The following is a 19989-nucleotide window of genomic DNA, read 5'->3' as shown; positions in this document are numbered from 1 at the left end:
CCGGACGGTAGTATAAAATAAGGAAATTTATTTCGCCTGCATGTACAAAATTCAACACAGTTTTATTTTGGAAGTTTTTACCCCTAATACCGGATAATTTGGATTCAACGATTCCTCACCAAAACAACTTGCCGGTATGAAAAAGCATGTTCATGGCTGGCCAACCCGCTTTTTAGGGTTATGGCTGCTCCTGTTCTTTCAGTTACTCCTTTCCGTTACCCATGCACAAACAGTATCAGGAACAGTTTCCGACGAAAAAGGTACGAAGCTTTCCCGGGTTTCCGTTATGGTAAAAGGCAGTTCCCAGGGAACTACTACCGACAACGACGGTAAGTTCACGCTTGCAGCCCCAGGCAATGCCACCCTTGTTTTTACCTCCGTAGGATTTAAAAGCACCGAAGTGGAAGTAGCGGGCAACAGCACCCTGAATGTTACCCTGCAGGCCGATAACCAGCACCTGGGCGAAGTGATCGTAACAGCGCTGGGCATTAAAAAACAGGCGCGGGGCCTTGGCTATTCTGCTACGAATGTGAAACCGGAAGAATTGAGTGTGAACCGCACCACCAATGTCATGAATGCCCTCCAGGGCAAAGTGGCAGGCGTTAATATCTCATCCCTGGGCACGGGGCCCGGCGGCACCTCCAAGATCCGCATTCGCGGGCAATCGTCTATTTCAGGACAGAACAATCCCCTGATCGTTATCAACGGCGTACCGGTTGACAATACCAATTTTAACGACAATACGATAAGCGTAAAAGGCGGCGGTGTGTTTTCCGACGGCGGTGATGGTCTGTCAAGCATTAACCCCGATGATATAGAAAGCATGACCATATTAAAAGGAGCACCGGCATCGGCCCTGTATGGTTCACGGGCCAAGGACGGGGTGATCATGATCACCACAAAAACGAAAGGAAAAACAAAAGGCATCGGCGTTACCTATAACATGAACTATACCAATGATACGCCGCTCGACTTTACCGACTATCAGCAGGAATACGGGCAGGGCGAGAATGGCGTAAGGCCTACGACCCCCAACCCTACTTCCGGACAATGGTCATTCGGTGAAAAGTTTGAACCGGGTATGACGCATATCCTGTTCAATAACCTCACTGTTCCCTACCAGGCACAGGGCAGCCGCATAAAGGAATTCTACCGCAACGGGCAGAACTTTTCCAATACCCTGGCCTTCGAAAGCAGTAACGACAAAGGCGGCCTGCGCCTGTCGCTGAACAATACCGATAACAAAGGCATTATGCCGAATAATTCATTTAACCGCAAATCGATGAACCTCGGCTTCAGCTATAATTTATCCGAGCAGTTCCTGCTTTCCGGCAATATGAACTATTCCCGCGAGATCAATAAGAACCCGCCCAATATCACCAACCAGGATAATTCCATTCCAACCACATTAATGGCCTTATCCACCTCCATGCCGCTGCAGGTGCTCGATGAGAATAAATACAATGCCGCGGGGAATGAATACAGCTGGTCGAGGTTTACCAACCGCACCAATCCGTATTGGGTACTGGCAGAACAATTCAATACTATAAAACGGGATCGTTTGTTCGGCAACGTGGCGCTGAAGTATAATATCCTGCCGTGGTTGAGCCTGCAGGGCCGTTTTGGGCAGGACTACTGGTCGCGCGATATGGAAGTCAATAATTTCCCTACCGGCCAGGCTTCCCGTACTGCAGCGCCGCCCGGATTCGTGAACGGGGTGTACACCCAGGAATCCCGCCGCTTCCGCGAAACCAACCTCGATTTCCTGTTGAATGCCAATCGCCAGTTCAATGACCTCGGGGTAACTATTAATGCCGGCGGTAACCGCATGCGCAAACGGTCAGACATCAACAATGTGGTTGTAACCGATTTTATCACCCGCGGTATTTATACCGTTCAGAATGGAAGAGCCAAAGACCCGGTTTATACGCGTATTGAACAGGGCGTTAACTCGCTGTATGGATCAGCGGAACTCAACTGGAAGCAGACATTTTATGTGACCGGTACAGTGCGTAATGACTGGTTCTCTACCCTGGCGCCGGCTAACAGAAGCATCCTGTACCCGTCTGTTTCGGGTAGTTATGTTTTTTCGGAACATTTGCCCAATCTCAGCTGGTTGAATTTTGGGAAGGTGCGGCTGGGTTATGCCGAAGTAGGCAGTGACGGTGATGTAGCCCCCTATTCAGATCAACTGTTCTATACGCCCAATGCGAATTTCATCAATAATCCCAACGGGCAGGCCGTACCGGTTGGCACCAGCAATATCAGCAATAATGTCACCGGCACAACTTTACCCAACCCTAACCTGAAACCCAGCCGGGTAGCAGAAACCGAAGCCGGCCTGGAATTACGTATGTTCAATAATCGCGTGATCCTTGACCTGGCAGCCTACCGCAAGATCACCAGCGACCAGATCGTACTGGTGCAGATCTCCGATGCATCCGGTTATCTCAATACGCCTATCAACAGCGGCAAAAGCCGGAACTATGGTTTTGAAGCCATGCTGAACTTTACACCGGTAAGAACCGCCGACTGGACCTGGGAATTCACCGCCAATACTTCTTATAATATCACAAAAGTATTGAGCATTATCTCCGACAAACCCGGCGAACGCATCACCACCGGCACCCACGTATTTAATGGCGAAACCCGCCATGTGGTGGGCGAGGAAATGGGACAGATCGCCGGTTATGGTTATGCCAAAGATGCGAAAGGACAGCAGATCTTCCAGTCTAACGGTTTGCCACAACGTACTGCAGACCTGGTACTGTTTGGCAGCGCCCTTCCCAAATGGGTGGGCGGCTTCCTGAATACGGTCAATTACAAGGGAATTAACCTGTCTGTATTTATAGATTATAAGCTGGGCAATAAAATGTTGTCGGGCACTAACTTCAATGCCGTGCGGCATGGCCTGCATAAAATGACGCTGGAAGGCCGCGTAGGAGGCGTAAAAGGCATTGGTGTGGATGCCAGTGGGAATACCAACTCGGCCGTAGCACCGGTACAAACCTATTGGGAACACCTTCGCTCGCAGCAGATCGTGGAAGCGGTCATTTATAATGGCGGCTACTGGAAATTGCGCCAGTTGTCCCTGGGTTATGATCTCACCAAACACATACCGGCTAAATGGCCGGTTAAAGGACTGAAGCTCGACCTGGTGGCCAATAACGTATTGCTGTTGAAAAAGTGGGTGGATAATATCGATCCGGAAACATTTGGCTTCGGTTCCGATAACCAGGTAGGACTTGAATCGCCCGGTTTGCCCACCACGCGCAGCATTGGATTTAACCTGAATATTAAATTCTAACACTGTCGATCATGAAAAAGATAAGCATCAATATATACCTGTTCGTTCTCTTGCTTTTCTCAGCGTCCTGCGAAAAAGGATTGTCTGAACTGAATGTGAACGAAACAAATCCCACTTCACTGGATCCGGCTTTATTATTGAACCAGGCGATCATCAATACCTCTTTTCCGGTGAAATCAATGGTCTTCGACCTGGGCATTGTGCAGCAACTGGTAACACCCAATGGCGGCGTGCTGGCTGGCGCCAATTTCAACCAGGACAGCCGCGATGTAACCACGCAGCCATTATGGACGGCCTATTATCAAAGCGTGATCAAGAACACCTATGATGCGCTCACCCGCGCCAGAGACAATACCGTGCGAAGCAACATGTATCATATGGCCCGCATTTATCAATCCTACGTATTTATGATCCTTACCGATGAATACGGCGATATCCCTTACACCCAGGGTGGAGCTGGTTTGGCAGAACGGGTATTGTTCCCGGAATACGACCGGCAGCAGGATATCTATCCAAAGATCATCCAGGAGCTCACGGAGGCGGCAGCAGCTCTTTCGACAACCGCCACCATCGAAACAGGCGATGTACTATATGCCGGCAATGTGGCCAAATGGAAAAAATTTGCCTACTCCCTCCTGCTGCGCGCGGGCATGCGCCTAAGTAAAATAGATCCCGCCAAAGCGCAAGCCACCGTGCAGGCAGCTGTGGCCGGCGGCGTCATTACCGACAATGCCGACAATGCTTATATCCGCCACGATGCGAATTTTACCCAGCCCATTGGAGGTACGCTTAATGGAAGCGAGGCCGCCAACTTTTATCTTACCAAACCGTTTGTAGATGCATTAAAGAGCACCAATGACCCGCGCTTGCGTTCGATTGCCATCCGCTATGTTGGCGCTACCAGTGGGGCCGGACAAACAGTGGCGGCAGGCACCACCGATCCTGCGAAACAGATCGGCATGCCGATCGGAAAAGACAATGGCACCGTTGGCGCCGCCGCTACCGCTGATGGACTCGCCAGCTTTTATGAATACAGCCAGGTAGACCGCCGCCGGATGGTCAAAATATCATCCCCCGTGTTCCTGGTAACAGCGGCGCAAACCAACTTATTGCTGGCAGAAGCCCGCTTCCGCGGATGGATCACAACCGGGACTGCCGAACAATATTTTTCAGAAGGCATTAAAGCGCATATGGATCAAATGGCCGCCTATGACATCGGTTCCGCTGTTAGCGCCACCGACCGCGATGTCTATGTAGCAGCCAATCCCCTCATGGCGGGTAATGAATTAAAACAGATCAACACCCAATACTGGATCGCTTCTTTTTTGAATGGTCCGGAAGCTTTTGCTAACTTCAGGCGAAGCGGTTATCCTGAGCTCACGCCGAACCCTTACGGGCAGCCGAACAATCCGGATGTGCCCAATGGAACTTTTATCAGGCGGCTCACCTACCCTACCTCCGAACTTAGTGTGAATACCGAAAATGTGAATGAAGCCATCAGCCGCCAGGGAGCGGATAAACTGAGCACAAGGGTGTGGTGGGACAAATAACAATGTGCTGATGTGCTAATGTGCTGATGTGCTAATGTGCTGATGTGCTAATGTGCTGATGTGCTAATGTGCTGATTTGCTAATGGGCTGGTTTGCTAATGGACTGATTTGCTGATCCCGGCTGAAGTGGGGACAAGTTGTGCTAATGACAATGTGATAATTTGATAATGTGATAATGAAATGCAAAATGCGGGTTACAGGTTAGCGGTTGTTTGTTCGAAAACAGTGGAGGCCGCGCCTCTGGTAACCGGCGACCGGCAACAGTGTTTAGCTTCCCTGGAACCTGCCACTTGTACCCTGCAACACTTTCCAGATAAACCTGACAATACTTGTAAGGAAATATAACTACGTAAGAATGGCTACCAATAAAAAACTAAGAAGCGCCGACTGGTTCGGTAAATCAGACAAGATGGGATTTGTGCACCGGTCATGGTTCCGTACCCAGGGTTATCCCGATGACTATTTTGTGAACAGGCCGGTGATCGGCATCTGCAATACCTGGAGCGAACTAACGCCCTGCAATAACCACTTACGCGATCTGGCCGAAGTGGTAAAACGGGGCGTAATAGAAGCCGGCGGTTTTCCATTAGAGTTCCCCGTTACTTCACTCGGTGAAACGGTCATGCGACCTACCACCATGCTCTTCCGCAACCTGGCCAGCATGGATGTGGAGGAAAGCATTCGCGCCAATCCCATCGATGGCGTAGTATTGCTTACCGGCTGCGATAAGACCACGCCCGCTACCATCATGGGCGCCTGCAGCGTTGACCTGCCCACGATAGTAGTGCCCGGCGGCCCCATGCTGAACGGCCGGTTTCGCGGGGAGTGTATCGGCAGTGGCACATTTAACTGGCTTATCAAAGAAAAACAAGGCGTGGAGAATTACAGCCTGCAGGATATTTATGAAGTGGAAACCGGCGTAGCCCGCAGCCAGGGTCATTGTATGACCATGGGCACGGCCAGCTCCATGGCCTGTATGGCCGAAGCGCTTGGCCTCACTTTACCGGGCGCCGCCGCCATTCCCGCCGTGGATGCCCGCAAGAAACAACTGGCGCAACTGAGTGGCCGCCGCATTGTGGAAATGGTGAAAGAAGATCTGAAAATCTCCCGCATCCTCACCCGCGAAGCATTTGACAATGCGATCGTGATCAATTCAGCCATTGGCGGTTCATCCAATTTCATTATCCATTTACTGGCCATTGCCGGCCGCATCGGTGTTCCGTTGTCACTCGAAGATTTCGACCAGGTGGGCAGTAAAGTGCCTTTATTGCTGAACCTGAAACCATCGGGTAAATACCTGATGGAAGATTTCTTTTATGCCGGCGGTTTGCCCGTCGTTATCCGGGAAATGGAATCCTGGCTGCATAAAAACGCGCTTACGGTGAATGGAAAAAGCATCTGCGCCAACAGCGCCCAATCCACCTGTTATAACACCGATATCATTGCCACTTTACAGCAACCCCTGAAAACAGAAGCGGGCATGGCCGTACTGAAAGGCAACCTCTGTGAACAGGGCGCCATCGTAAAGCCGTCTGCTGCATCCCCGCATTTATTAAAACACCGCGGGCGCGCCGTGGTCTTTGAAAACATAGAGGATTATCATGCACGGATAGACGATCCCGATCTGGATATCGACGAAGATTGTGTGATCGTTCTGAAAGGCGTTGGCCCCGTTGGTTATCCGGGCATGCCCGAAGTGGGCAATGTAGATCTGCCGATGAAACTGCTGCAAAAAGGTATTAAAGATATGGTGCGCATCTCGGATGGCCGGATGAGTGGTACAGCAGGCGGTACCGTCATCTTACATGTATCGCCGGAATCGTCTATTGGCGGTACCCTGGCCCTGGTACAGAATGGCGACATGATCGAACTGGATGTAGCTGCCCGCAAACTGCATCTCGACGTAACGGAAGAAGAATTGGCTGCCCGCAAGGCCCGGTGGCAGGCGCCCGCTCCGATGGCCAGCCGCGGTTATGTAAAATTCTATATAGACCATGTACAGCAGGCCCATCTCGGCGCGGACCTCGATGTGTTACGCGGCGGTTCGGGATCTGAGGTGACCCGGGATCTGCATTGACATTATTTTTATAAGATCCGGTTCTTCTTTATCCAGACTGCATTCACCTTTTATTGATCGCATGGATTTTATTTTTATTTGTCATCGTCAATTTTGCTATTTCGCAGTGCTTTTTCAATATTCAATAGCACATTGTTAAAATGTCACCATTAATGGCAGGCTTTGATCTTTACTTTTTTAAAATCTCGACGCCCTATGGTTCGATATCCATCTGTTTTTTTAAATTATAGCAGGTGCTTGATATTATTAAGCCGCTCATTGGGCAATTATTTCAAGTTATTCGTAATTAGTCGCGGCTCAACAGTAATAAAATACTGTATTATGAAAATAGTTCCGCCTCATTCGTTCAAATGCTTTCATCATTTTGAAAATGTGTTTATACTTTCAACAAAACAGCAGCCAATCCTGCAATTGTGTGAGTAGAATCATAACATTGAATGTTCAATACAACCAAAGGATGGTAACATTTGCAAAAAGCATTGTTGAATTTGATCAAAGTAAAACAGCATTTAACAAAAGGATGGAGATATTCGAAAAAAGTACGGTTGAATTCAATAAAAGCACCCTTACTGCTGGTCGAAGGACCATAATATCCTGGAATAGTGACCCCGGCCTTGGCGCCGGGGTTCTTTTCTATGAGAACAAAACTGTATGATCCTGTACGAACTGCCTGAAGGAAACAGGATCGCTGCCGGTAACCGCTTTTACCGTGTTGTAGACAGCGGCGGCCTCGCCCCTGGCATAATGCGCATAGTCTTCGATCAATCCGCCCACCTGCCATTCCGGGAAGCCGGCTGCCCGTAAAGCACCTTCCATTTCTTCGGCGCTTACATCAATGAATGAGATCTTTCTGCCTAAGACCTCCGAGAAAATAGCAGCCAGGGCATCATGCGTAAGGGATTCACCGCCTGTAATATTGTAGGTTTTGTTTTCATGGCCGGGTGCTGTCAGCGCAGCAGCTGCCACAGCGGCAATATCCCGTACATCTACCAGGCTGATGCTGGCATTACCCACTGCTGCATAAAATTTCGCATCCTGTTTTATATAGTCTTTCAATGCGATCAGTCCCTGCATATATAAATTAGGGCGAAGAAAAGTGTAGGTGATGCCCAGCTCTTTGATCCTGTTTTCCACCCTGGCATGGTAACGCAGGAAGCGAACCGGTGAATCGGCAGCAGCCGCAAATTGTGACAATTTCACTATGTGTGAAACACCTGCCCGGTGCGCAGCATTTACCAGGTTCAATTGTAATTCCTCGGCCTCTGCAGATGAATCGGTCAGTAAAAAAACCTTTTCAATGCCCTTTAATGCATGTTCCAGTCCGGGTGTATCGGCCAGATCTCCGGTTATAACGGTAGCCTGTGGAATACTTTTCAGGAAGGCCGCTTTGTTAGCGGAACGTACCAATGCCTTGAAAGGAACTTCTATAGCTGCGAGTCTTTTAACCAGTTCGGAACCTACAGTGCCGGTGGCGCCTGTAAGCAGGATTTTTGCCTGTGTCATACAATTATTTTTGTTGTTGTTATTTGATGACACAAAGATGGCAGGCATCCATCACCTGAAATTGTAAGAAAACGAAACTCAGGACCTCGCGTAACATATATCCTGTTGAAAGCGCAGGTATTTGGTTGGACTGAGATTCAAAAAATGAGTGAAGTCGTGGATCAGCTGACTTTGGTCGTAGTACCCGCATTCACTGATGATCTCGAACCAGTCGATCGTTCTGTCCTTGGCGGCAACCGCTTGTATCCATTGAACAGCTTTCAGAAAACGCTGGTACCGGTTCAATTCTTTGGCAGAAAAGCCCAGGTGTTTTTTATGCGTCAATTGTACTGCCCTTTCCGACAGTGCATTCTTTTCTGCAATTGCCTTGATAGCGCTCATGTTACCGCCTTTAAAATCGACAAGTTGCCGGGCAACGGGATCACGGTCTTGTAAATAGGGCTGGCAGAAATCGAGTATATAGTTTACCCGGTCCTTCATATCATTTATCTTGCTGAGCGCCTGCCATAATGCAGTAAAACAGTTCTCCTGTAAGAGATCGTCGGGATGAACCGGAAATTTTTCAGCGATAGCCGCCTCACCGAAGAACCGGAAAAAAGCATCTTCCTTAAAATTAGCCACCAGGATCTCAGCACCCGGCGATAAGCTATAATCAAATGCCTGTTTGATCGGACCAATAACGATACACTTGTCTATTTCCATTGTATTGTTATGCCGCGTGATCATGGTAACCGGTGCCCCAAAACTGAAAACCAGGATCGTCTGGAATGATGGAAGCAGCGTTCTTTTAATGACAGCTGCGGAGCTGTTCGCTGCCACATAAAAATGCGTAAACACTTCTCCGAAAGCCGGTGGCACTGCGATCCTGTAACCTGTATTTAATTCGGGTTGATCCATAGGAAACAAACTTACTAAAAATAAAATTTCCCCCTATAAGCGCCCATGCCGGTGCCGGTCTACATGACATGCAGGAGTCCATCGATCAATAAATTTTCCCCTACAGGAATCTTTTTTCCCGTATTGGCCCCGGCGATGATCAGCGCTAATTTGCCATCCTATTCATAAAAACGAAAAAGATGACAACAACAAAAAATGAGCGTACGGTAACAGTGATCGGCGCAGGTTCAATGGGAGCAGCACTTTCCCGTGCATTTATTTCAAATGGATTCAGCGTAACGGTTTGGAACAGGAACCAATCGAAGCTGCAGGCGCTGACGGCACTCGGCGCATCTGCAGCGGCCGACATTACAGCAGCTATCAAGGCCAGTAATGTGATCGTCATTTGCGTGTCTGATTACAAAGTTTCCCGCAATATCCTGGAAGCAAACGGTGTGGCAGCCACGCTAAAGGGCAAAACATTGATACAACTCAGCACAGGCACCCCTAAAGACGCCCGTGCGATGGACGCCTGGGCAAAAGAACAGGGCGCCTACTGTTTGAACGGAGATATTATGGCATGGCCCCGGCAAATGGGCACCCAGGAAGCTACTATTTCCGTTTCAGGCGCTGCTGCTACTTACCAGGAGCAGGAAAATGTATTACGTGCCCTGGCAGGCAACCTGCAATACCTCGGTAGCGAACCCGGAGCCTCAGGCGCTTTCTTTCATGCGGTGCTCGCCTACCTGGCAGGCAGCTGGATCGGTTTCTGCCATGGCGCGCTTATCTGTGAAAATGAAGGCTTGCGTGCCGAAGATCTGGGTACACTGCTGGAACAGATCTCCGGCATCCTGGGCGCTGAATTACGCCATATGGGCCAGGTGATCCAGCATGACCGTTTTACCAATCCGGAAAGCACAGTTAAAACCACCGGGGAAGATCTGCAACTGCTCGTACAGCAGGCAGAAGAAGCAGGCATCAGCAAGGAACTGCCTGCATTTGCCGCCAGGCTCTTTAAACGCGCCATCGATGCGGGTTATGACCAGGAAGAACATGCGGCGATCATTAAAGTCATGAGAAAAGATTCTTAACCCCGGGGCAGTCAAAAAAGTCAAAAGAGTCAAAGGAGTCAAAAGGGTCAAAGCAGTCAAAGGAGCCATTAAACTAATATGACTTATATGACCACTGACTCATTTGACTCATTTGACTACTGACTTATACGACGACTGACTCATTGGACTGTCTAAGCTGTTTTGCGGTGGAACGGACAGGTATCCGCCTGGTAGTTTTCTTTATTCCGGTAAATATATTCCTTGTTCTCATTGCCCCATTTTTCCAGGATATCTACCACCGGTAAAATACTAATACCAACTTCCGTAAAACAGTACTCTACCCGCGCCGGAATTTCAGCATAGATCTTTTTATAGATGAGACCGTATTCTTCCAGTTCTTTGAGGTGCATATTGATGATGCGGGGCGCCACCTCATGCATTTCCTTATGAATAGCACTCGGACGGCGCACCCCCCGCCGGATGCAATCGATGATCCAGGCCTTCCATTTTCCGCCGATCACCTTCACAGACACCGCCAAACCACAATCCAGCAATTCAGGAATTTTTCTCTCGTACATAAAGAAACATTTAGGCTCAAAAATAAACATAATGTACCGCACAGCAAATCAGCACCAACAGGGAAAAAATTTTCCCTATGGTTCATCAGCCGCGGCATCCACTCTGAACATTTGCCGCATAGATTCGTCGAATTGTGCCATGTACACAAGCCTTTTTCTTCGGAGTTTTACCGGATCACAAATGAAAAAATTACAAACTTCCTATGCGTGGAAAGATCAAGCTATTCCGGATTCTACTTCTCGGCAGTGTATTCAACAATTCGATGGCCTATGCACAGAATACCGCTGTAGATTCCTCCGCTTATTATCATGAAGTATCAACCTATGTCAACCCCGTGCTGCCGGGCGATCATCCCGACCCCACCGTTTTAAAAGTGGGCGATGATTTCTACCATTGCGGATCCAGTTTTCATTTTACGCCCTATTTGCCCATCTATCATTCCAAAGACCTGGTGCATTGGGAAGTGATCAGCCGGGTTCTTCCCCCGGCAAAAGCAGCCTGGGTAACAGACAGGCCATCGGCCGGCATCTGGCAGGGCGCCATCACTTACTTTTATGGTTCTTACTGGATCTATTTTTCCGCGCACGGTCAGTGGTTTTGCAAAGCGAATTCTCCCAATGGACCATGGTCGGAGCCCGTACCCGTAAAAACAAATGAGGTTACCGGTAATCTGGGTTACGACAATTCGATCTTTGTAGACGATGACGGGAAGCCGTATATGGTGATCAAAAATGGACAAAAAGTCAATCGCTTACAGGCATTGGGCAAAGACGGGCAGCTCACCGACACCGTGATCAACCTCGACTGGATCAATGCGCAATTACAATACAGCTGGGCGGAAGGACCTGTGATGTGCAAACGCAATGGCTTCTATTACTACTTCCCGGCGGGTGACGTTTCTGGCGGTCAATACGTTTTACGCGCATCCGCCTTAACCAGCGATTCCACCAAATGGGAAAGGCTCGGTCATTTCTTTAAACCCATCACCGACCCGCATGCACGCTTCAGAAGCCCCAATCATATCTCGGCCCCTTTTCAACTGGCCGACGGCAGCTGGTGGACGATCGGACAGAGTTATGAGCGGCTGGGCGACAACGACTGGTCGGGCATGGGCCGGCAATCTTCTTTATACCCCGTGATCTGGGAAGGCGACCGGCCCTGGGGCCTGGCGCCTGTAAGCACGCCCTTGCAAAGGCCGGCTCTCCTGAATACAGGCATTTTATGGCGAAGCGTTCATTCCGATCTTTTCGATACAGACAGCCTGCAATTATGGTGGCATTTCCTGACTAAAAAAGCAGCCACCCAATATTCATTAACGGCAAAGAAAGGCTGGTTGCAACTGATTCCCGATACCAGCCGCGCCCACCTGGTTCAAAAAGAAACAGATCATTTTTATGCTGCCGTCACGAAAGTGGAGCTGGATGCAAGGGACACGGCAAGCAAAGCAGGGATCTACCTCACGAATGGAAATCAAAAACTGACCGTTCAATTATATAGTGGTTATGACAATGGTAAAAAGATCATCTTCCGGTTCGACACCGCTGTTCGCAGCATTCCTAATACCCTGGGAAATACCGTTTGGTTGAAACTGGAAAGACAGGAGCATGCTCTAACAGGCTATTATAGCCGGGACGGCAAAAGCTGGTCATCCCTCGGTGCAGCCATCAATTCCGTGGCTTTAGACAAAGTACAGCCAGCCTATAATTCCTGGGTGGGCACAAGTATTGGCTTGTTTGCCGAAGGCAGATCAGCGTATTTTGACCAATTCATTTGCAAGGATGGGTTTTCTGCCCTGCCTGCTACCGGTTACAGCAATTACTATGGGATCGTGAAAACCGGCAACAATACGGTCACCAATAACTCAACCCATGGTGGCTGGCTGATGATCGCAGGCGTTGAGCTGGGCCATGGGAAAAACGGCCCGGCACAGGTTGAGGTGCTGGCCACTGCCAGCAAAGGTGGAAAACTGGAGATCTGGCTCGATGATCTCAAAAGCGGTCAATTGATCGCTACCATACCTGTAACAGCAACCGGAGAAAAGAATACCTGGAAGTCATTCAGCAGTAAGATCAAAAAAGCAAGCGGGCGGCACGATGTATTCGTGAAGTTCCCGGCAGCTGCACCGCGTGATATTCATATCAGCCATATCCGGTTTAAATGATCAAACCTTGTAATGCTTCCGCTTATATTCCGTAGGCGTTACCTTAAATAGTTTGAGAAATGCTTTGCCAAAAGTACCGGCCGAACTGAACCCTACCATTTTAGCAACTTCAAATACCCGGTAGTCGCCCGCAGCCAATAACATGGCTGCCTGGTTCAGGCGGGCCCGTGCGATCAGTTCATTGGGCGTGCGGCCGGTACTGTTTTTTATTTTCCGGTACAAGGTAGGGCGGCTCATATTCATGAACCTGGCCAGCAGATCTGCATTCAGCATATGCCTGTGCAGGTTATTTAGAATACAATCGTCGAGTTGCTTGCGGAAGTCAATGGCTGGCAATGCCATCGCCGGTTGAACGCTGGCAGATAATTTAATGAAGGGCACACATTCACTGCAGATGATCAGTTGAATAGCTACATGATCGAGCGCATGCTGCATTTCTGTAATGTTCCGGGCTACATAAATATTGTATGTACCCCGGTACTTGTTCAACAGAGGAACCAGCTCTTTGTCGGTGTGCACAACCAATAATACATTATTTCTCATGTTGCCGGTATAAGAAGCATACCGCACAAAAATAACCGGCGCAGTTACGGTACCCATGGCTCATTTCCTGAAAAGAATAGCACATTTGTTTCGCGCCATCACCGGTCTGAAATACTGTCCGTTATACGGAAATAGTCAAAATCGGCATAACCGCCTGCTTCCTTCGTGGCATAATTGAACAGCCCAAAGCGGTAACCCATGAAATGAGGTAAGGTATAGGTCATTTTCAGGGCAGAACCAATGGGTGTCCAGTTGGCTCCATCGAGACTGTAATAAAAAGTAGCGATATCTTTCAGATCCCTGAAATTGCAAACCGCTTTTAACCACACTGTATTTTGCTTAAGTGGTATACGCTGTACCTCTACCGGTTGATCCGATCCGGCGCTGACCATTACAATGGATTTTGCTCCATTATCATTTTTAACACCCACCAGCCCGTATCTTTTTTGCAACAATGCCAATCCGGCAAAATCACCGTCTTTACAATTAGTTACATCAATCAGCGTTGAACCGGTGCACGCCGGCCCTATTGTACGTTGGGTGAGCGTATTCCTCGCCAGCAAAAAGGAAGTATCGGTGCGGCTGGTAGTCAGGCGCAAAAATCCTTTTCGGGCCTTAAGCGACCAGTTCCTGTTATCTGGATTGTGGTTCCATTGCCAAACCAACGGTAATGGGCGGTCGCCTTTCCTGCGGGTGAATTCATCAGAGGCAACAATACCGGGTATCAGGCCTTTGCTGGCAGGCAGATCGAGTGTTGCCGGCACCTTACCGGCTGTTCCCAGCACCGGCCAGCCATCCACCCATTGTACCGGAACCAGGTAGGGAATACGGCCAACAGCGCCATAATCCCGGAACAAATAGGCAAACCAGTTACCTTCTTTTGTATCGATCAATCCGCCCTGGGCAACCCCCAGATCCTGCAGCGCCAGGCGGCCTTCATAGGGACCAGTGATCTTATCCGCCCGGTGAATGACAACCGTGCGCATGCCACCTTTGGGCCAGGTTATATTAAATAAATAGTACTTGCCGTTCACTTTAAACAATTGGGAGCCTTCTGCATGAAGCCCGATATTATTTCCTGCGGGCGCACTGGCATTCTCAATGATCACCTGTTCGCTTGTACCCGGCTTAACCCCGGACAGATCGGCATTGAGCTCTACCAATTTCAATTTGCCACCGCCATAGACCAGGTACACGCGGCCATCGTCATCAAAGAACAAAGAATGATCGTGATAGGAAGGTTTGAAAGCAGCTGCTTTCCAGGGGCCCTTTTCTATATCTTTCGTTGTATAGATATAGGTTTTGCCGGTTGTTTGGGCAAAGGTGGTCACATAGTACATACCGTTATGATAGCGGAGGCTGCTGGCCCAGGAACCGCGGCCATAAGTGCTTTTACCGTTTTCCAGGTTCAGCTCATCTACATTGGCCAGGGTATCGTATGCATAATTTACCAGGGTCCAGTTTACGAGGTCTTTTGATCGCATAATGGGTACGCCCGGACTCATATGCATGGTGGTACTGCTCATATAATAAGAGTCCCCTGCACGGATCATAGCCATATCGGGCACATCGGCAAAAATGACCGGGTTCTCTGCCTGTTTGCGCTGGGCCGGTAATTGTGCAAACAGGGCTGGCATGGTAAATAGCAATAAGCAGGCAATTGTTATTTTCATATTTCAATCTACTGATTTTTTGCCAGCCTGGCTGCAAGACCCGGCTGTTAATTGTAAAAATGACCTTATAAATTAGGATTCAACCTTTTCTCTTCCGCATTATAAGGCAAATACCAGTTCTTCGGATTTATTAGCGTTGATTCTATATGTGCATGTAACGGCAGGGGCGCCCGCTTTTTAACTGCATTCACCAGCAGTTCGGGCCGGCCCCGCCGCGCAAAACGCATGAGGTCGTACCAGCGTCTACCTTCAAAACCAAGCTCCAGCCCGCGTTCGCGCAGAATATAATCTTCAATCTGTTCCGTGGTTGAATTAACTGTTACCGCCGGCGCCGGCATACGCGCCCGGTCGCGCACCGCATTGATGCGGGCAATCGCATTTGTTTTATCACCCAGGCGGTTAAGCGCTTCTGCCCACAACAAGTACACATCTGCAAAGCGATAAATATGGTATTTGGCTTCACTTTGATAAGGCGCCCGTACATTCGGTGGCACATCGATGGTACTGGGCGTTACCGTGCCCAGGCCAAGGTACTTCCAGATGACCGGACTGCTTTTAAGCCGGTTATAATAAGGCGCACTGCCTGCATAGGAGCGCCCAAATCCCCTGTCTATTTCATCAATGGCATTATTGGTGCTTACGCTGTTCGGATAATTCGGATTGTATGTTTTGATGGCCGAATCGGAAGGCGCCACCATATATAGGCCACCCGATGCGGGATCATTGGATGTATATTTCATCAAGGGACTTATTTCGCGACCCAGAAAATTGAAAGCAACAAAAAACATCGGTTCACCAAACAGGTTTTGGTTCGATACGCCAAGATACATCGAGAACCAGTCGCCCCTGTTGCCTGGTCCGGCGCCATTCACGGTTTCATAGGTGCTGCAGGCGGCTGCGGCCTGGGCATATTTTCCTCGCCATAAATACACTTCTGCCTGTAATGCACAGACTGTTTTTTTGGTCACCCGTAAACGGCTTTGTTCTTCACTGACCCGTTTTCCCACTTCAAAACTGTTTGGCACCGATACCATGATATCTGTAGTGGCCAATGCATTTATGAGGTCGGCTTCAATGGTGTCCAGGATCACTTCCTGCGGGGTAGCGGAGAGATAAGGCACTTTACTGATATTGTCGGTGGCCGTAAGCACCAGCGGCACCGAGTCGAAATTCATCACGAGATTGAAATAAGCCCATGACCGCAGGAAACGGGCCTCCCCTACATATTGGTTCTTTTCAAATTGAGAAAAATTGTTGGCATCGGCAGGCACACGCGGCACATTTTCTATTACATAATTGGCGCGGTTGATCAGGTCATAAAATACCTTCCAGTTCGTGAACCGGTTACCGGGTGTTACCGAATGATTCGCCAGCTCCAGCAGGTCTTTGTCAGCGCCCGGCCCGGGTTTCACCCAATCGGCGCGCATTTCGCCCAATATGAACCGGTATTCAACAATGGGTTGTAATGCCTGGTATGCACCACGTAACATAAACTCGGCATCCCAGAAGTCTTTCGGGAATTCATCAGCGGGAATTACATCTTTGGGATCAGGGTCCAGGATCTTTTTACACGATGCTGTTGCCAGGGCTAATACGAAAGCAACAAAGATCAACAGCTTATTAATATGCAGCTTCATTATTAAAAGTTTAGTATTGGTTATTTAATGGTTAGTAAGAGCGGGTGGCGAGTGACTGATGGCGAGTAGGTACCAGCCGCATTCACTAGAGTCCTAATTTGATGCCTGCCATAAAAGTCTTTAACGGCGGCGCATTGCCATAGTCGGCGCCGTATACCATGGGATTGGTAATGCTGCCCACTTCGGGACTAAAGCCCGAATAGTTCGAAAATGTATGCAGGTTCTGTGCAGTCACCAGCACCCTTGCCGTTTTAAATACATTTTTGAAAATGCCCTTCAATGGGAAATTATATCCCAGGGTCACCGCCTTTAGCCGGGCATAGGAACCATCTTCGATCCACCGCGTTGAGAAACGGGTATTGCCAACCGCATCTCCATGCAATAAACGGGGCATACTGGTAATATCCCCTTCATTCCTCCAATGCCCCAGCACGGCGGTAGACTGATTATCGTAGGTAGACATCGATTCGAGTGCAGCGCGTTGCGCATTGTAGACCTCATTCCCTGCGGCAAAATCAACAAAAACGGTGAGATCAAAACTTTTATAGGCAAAGACATTGTACCATCCGCCATACCAGTCGGGGTTCGTGTTGCCGATCAGCTTTCTGTCGCCCTCATCAATAATGCCATTCTGGTCTACATCTTCAAAGATGAGATCGCCGCCCTGGAACGGATTGGTATTATGAACGCCATTCCGGAGGCTTACATCACTGCTGTTAGCATATACCCCCAATGCGTTGTACCCGTAAAAAGCGCCAACTGCGCCACCGGCCTGTACCACACTGCTATGATCGCCATAACTGATCACTGCATCCAGCTTATCCGGTACAGACAGGATTTCATTCCTGTTATAAGCAGCGCTCAGGTTGCTTTGCCAGGAGAATTTTCCGCTTAAGATCTTTCCAGACAGCGTCAACTCCACCCCTTTGTTGCGGATGGAACCTTCACTCACCGCATATCTTTCAAAACCACTGATGCCCGGCACCTTTATGGTATGAAACAAATGATCTGTTTCCTTTACATACAGATCGAGGGTAAAACCGATACGATCGGAAAAGAAGGCAGCGTCCAGTCCCGCGTTGAATTGTTTGCTTCTCTCCCATTGAAAATCTGGATTGCCTAAAACACCTAAGCGCACCGCCGAATAATTATTATAGGGCGAAGGCAGAAATGCATTGAATGCATGGTAGTAACCAACTTCCTGGTTGCCTGTTATGCCATAACTGGTGCGCAGTTTTAGTTCACTGATGGTCTTACTGTTTTGCAAAAAAGACTCCTGCCCTATCCGCCAGGCAGCAGCTACCGAAGGAAAATAACCCCAGCGCTTTCCCCGGGCAAAACGGCTTGAACCATCAGCCCTGAGATTGGCTTCCAGGATATACCGGTTCTTATATTTATACCGCGCTGTTCCAAAAAAGGACAATAGCTTCCAGGCGGGCGAAGAACTTCCCAGTGAATCAAGATTGGGATCCGTTTCATTGGCAGAGCCGATACCGGAAAACTGATCGGAGGTGGCATTCACATAGACCCCCACCTTGGCATCCTGCGCTGTAGACTGAAAGGCGCTGCCCAGCACCGCATCGATCACATGGTCGCCCGAAGCAGACGCCTTTGTATAATTCAGGGTATTCTCATTCATCAACATCAGCTCATAACTTTTTCCGGCCGATGAACTACGGATAATATAAGCTTCGGGTGCAAAACCGGCCGCTGGCCGGAAACGCGTTTCATCCAGGCGGAAGTAATCTCCCGCAATGGCTATCCGAAGATTCAGGTTTGGCGAAAATGTGTATTGGCCGGTTATTCTTCCCAGGATACGATTGGTATTGCTTTCATTATTCAACCGGTTGATAACTGCATACGGGTTATTGCGGCCGGCATAATCTGCACTGTCCACATCGCGCAGGTCTTCTCCTTCCGGGCTCTGTTGAAAAGCAGTGAGGGTAGGACTTTTCAGCGCTGACAGGTAAAGCGGGTTCGTATTAAAAGCATTCCCCTCTTCTTTGAGCTTTCTATTGGTGCGGGTGTAGGAAAGGGTATTCAGGAAACTTAATTTCCGGCCCACTTTATAATCGAGGTTAAAACGGGTACTGAACCGTTCGAAGCCGCTGTTCTTTATAATACCGGTTTGATTGGTATAGCCAACCTGCAGGGAATATTTAGCCACTGCATCACCGCCCCGCAAAGTAAGATGGTAATTATTGAACCTGCCCGTTTGCAATGCCTGTTTTTGCCAGTGGGTATTGTTGTTATAGCGTTCGAGCTGGCTCGCGGGGGTGTTAAGCAATAAATAACGGCCAATGCCATTGTCGATGTCGGCTTGCGACAATCCTTTGGCCCTTTCTTTTTCGAGCGTATACTCCCGGTATGAAGCTGCATCCAGCACCGGTAGTGGTTCAGGCGCCTGCATCACCCCTGTATAACCTGAAAAATCAAGGTAGGTCTTACCCGAAGTACCGCCATAAGCATTAATAATCACCACGCCATTGGCGCCGCGCATACCATACAAGGCAGTGGCATGGCCGTCTTTTAAAACAGTTATGGAAGCAATATCGTCGGGGTTGAGATCGGCGAGCGGATTGTTATCGGCATTCCTTGCCAGTGCTCCCGCAAACCGGTACGATTTTACCGGTATGCCATCCACAATATACAGCGGTTGCGAGCCACCATTAACGGTACTAACACCGCGGATATTCACCAATGCGCCAGCCCCCGGTGCTCCGGAGATATTTACGACGCGCACACCGGCAGCCTGTCCCTGCAAAAGGGCATCGATGCTCACCGGCGCCAGCTCTTTGATCCGGCTTTCAGGCACCACCGAAACGGCGCCTGTCACCGCTGTTCTTTTAGGCATCGTATAACCAAGGTGAACCGATTCAAGAGGTTTGATATTTATTATGGAATCCAGGGCTGCCCTTGCCGGCTGTACGCCCTGTTGCGCCAGGACCTTGTTTATCGCTGCTGTGCCAGTTATCAAAACAAGGCAGCCCAGTGTATATTTAAAAAGTTTGAACATATGCGAATTATAAAT

12 protein-coding genes are annotated in these 19989 nt (G+C 49.1%); 5 read left to right on the top strand and 7 right to left on the bottom strand.

Annotated features, from left to right (window positions below):
* The first annotated feature begins 136 nt into the window (after nt 1-136).
* From JT717_RS07530 to JT717_RS07520, 3 genes are all read left to right on the top strand, one after another.
* The gene (locus JT717_RS07530) at nt 137-3307 is read left to right on the top strand and encodes a SusC/RagA family TonB-linked outer membrane protein (protein WP_205509585.1); all 3171 of its coding nucleotides are present in this window, start codon (nt 137-139) and stop codon (nt 3305-3307) included.
* Between the two features lie 11 nt (nt 3308-3318).
* Entirely contained in the window at nt 3319-4857 is a 1539-nt protein-coding gene (locus JT717_RS07525; RefSeq protein WP_205509584.1) for a SusD/RagB family nutrient-binding outer membrane lipoprotein, read from the top strand.
* Nucleotides 4858-5212: 355 nt separating this feature from the next.
* Nucleotides 5213-6934: an IlvD/Edd family dehydratase gene (locus tag JT717_RS07520; RefSeq protein WP_205509583.1), complete on the top strand. Its 1722-nt coding sequence runs from the start codon at nt 5213-5215 to the stop codon at nt 6932-6934.
* Nucleotides 6935-7567: 633 nt separating this feature from the next.
* Here the strand turns inward: JT717_RS07520 and JT717_RS07515 are convergent.
* Both JT717_RS07515 and JT717_RS07510 read right to left on the bottom strand, forming a co-directional pair.
* Complete coding sequence (locus tag JT717_RS07515) at nt 7568-8437, bottom strand: SDR family oxidoreductase (protein WP_205509582.1); 870 nt, start codon at nt 8435-8437, stop codon at nt 7568-7570.
* A 78-nt stretch (nt 8438-8515) separates the two neighbouring features.
* Nucleotides 8516-9334: a helix-turn-helix domain-containing protein gene (locus JT717_RS07510; protein ID WP_205509581.1), complete on the bottom strand. Its 819-nt coding sequence runs from the start codon at nt 9332-9334 to the stop codon at nt 8516-8518.
* Nucleotides 9335-9513: 179 nt separating this feature from the next.
* Between JT717_RS07510 and JT717_RS07505 the strand changes: the two genes are divergently transcribed.
* A complete protein-coding gene (locus JT717_RS07505; RefSeq protein WP_205509580.1) occupies nt 9514-10404 on the top strand; it encodes an NAD(P)-dependent oxidoreductase in 891 nt (296 codons plus the stop codon).
* 152 nt (nt 10405-10556) lie between these two features.
* Here JT717_RS07505 and JT717_RS07500 read toward each other — a convergent pair whose 3' ends face one another.
* Complete coding sequence (locus JT717_RS07500; RefSeq protein WP_205509579.1) at nt 10557-10943, bottom strand: winged helix-turn-helix transcriptional regulator; 387 nt, start codon at nt 10941-10943, stop codon at nt 10557-10559.
* 203 nt (nt 10944-11146) lie between these two features.
* On the opposite strand from JT717_RS07500, the gene JT717_RS07495 reads away from it, so the two are divergent.
* Nucleotides 11147-13105 carry a family 43 glycosylhydrolase gene (locus JT717_RS07495; protein WP_205509578.1) on the top strand — a complete coding sequence of 653 codons (1959 nt, stop codon included), beginning with the start codon at nt 11147-11149 and terminating at the stop codon, nt 13103-13105.
* On the opposite strand, the gene JT717_RS07490 is transcribed toward JT717_RS07495, so the two are convergent.
* The 4 genes from JT717_RS07490 to JT717_RS07475 all read right to left on the bottom strand — a co-directional run bounded on the left by JT717_RS07490 (nt 13106) and on the right by JT717_RS07475 (nt 19974).
* Nucleotides 13106-13705, bottom strand: a complete 600-nt coding sequence (locus JT717_RS07490) for a helix-turn-helix domain-containing protein (RefSeq protein ID WP_205509577.1) — start codon at nt 13703-13705, stop codon at nt 13106-13108. It abuts the gene before it with no gap.
* Between the two features lie 41 nt (nt 13706-13746).
* The gene (locus tag JT717_RS07485) at nt 13747-15321 is read right to left on the bottom strand and encodes a glycoside hydrolase family 43 protein (RefSeq protein WP_205509576.1); all 1575 of its coding nucleotides are present in this window, start codon (nt 15319-15321) and stop codon (nt 13747-13749) included.
* A gap of 65 nt (nt 15322-15386) precedes the next feature.
* Nucleotides 15387-16958 carry a RagB/SusD family nutrient uptake outer membrane protein gene (locus JT717_RS07480; protein WP_205509575.1) on the bottom strand — a complete coding sequence of 524 codons (1572 nt, stop codon included), beginning with the start codon at nt 16956-16958 and terminating at the stop codon, nt 15387-15389.
* 85 nt (nt 16959-17043) lie between these two features.
* A complete protein-coding gene (locus JT717_RS07475; protein ID WP_205509574.1) occupies nt 17044-19974 on the bottom strand; it encodes a SusC/RagA family TonB-linked outer membrane protein in 2931 nt (976 codons plus the stop codon).
* Between the last annotated feature and the right edge of the window lie 15 nt (nt 19975-19989).

It is taken from the genome of Longitalea arenae (assembly GCF_016924755.1).
Taxonomy (GTDB): domain Bacteria; phylum Bacteroidota; class Bacteroidia; order Chitinophagales; family Chitinophagaceae; genus Niastella; species Niastella arenae.
Note: the sequence above shows the minus strand (reverse complement) of the source record. Positions and strands in the feature narration are given on the sequence as shown.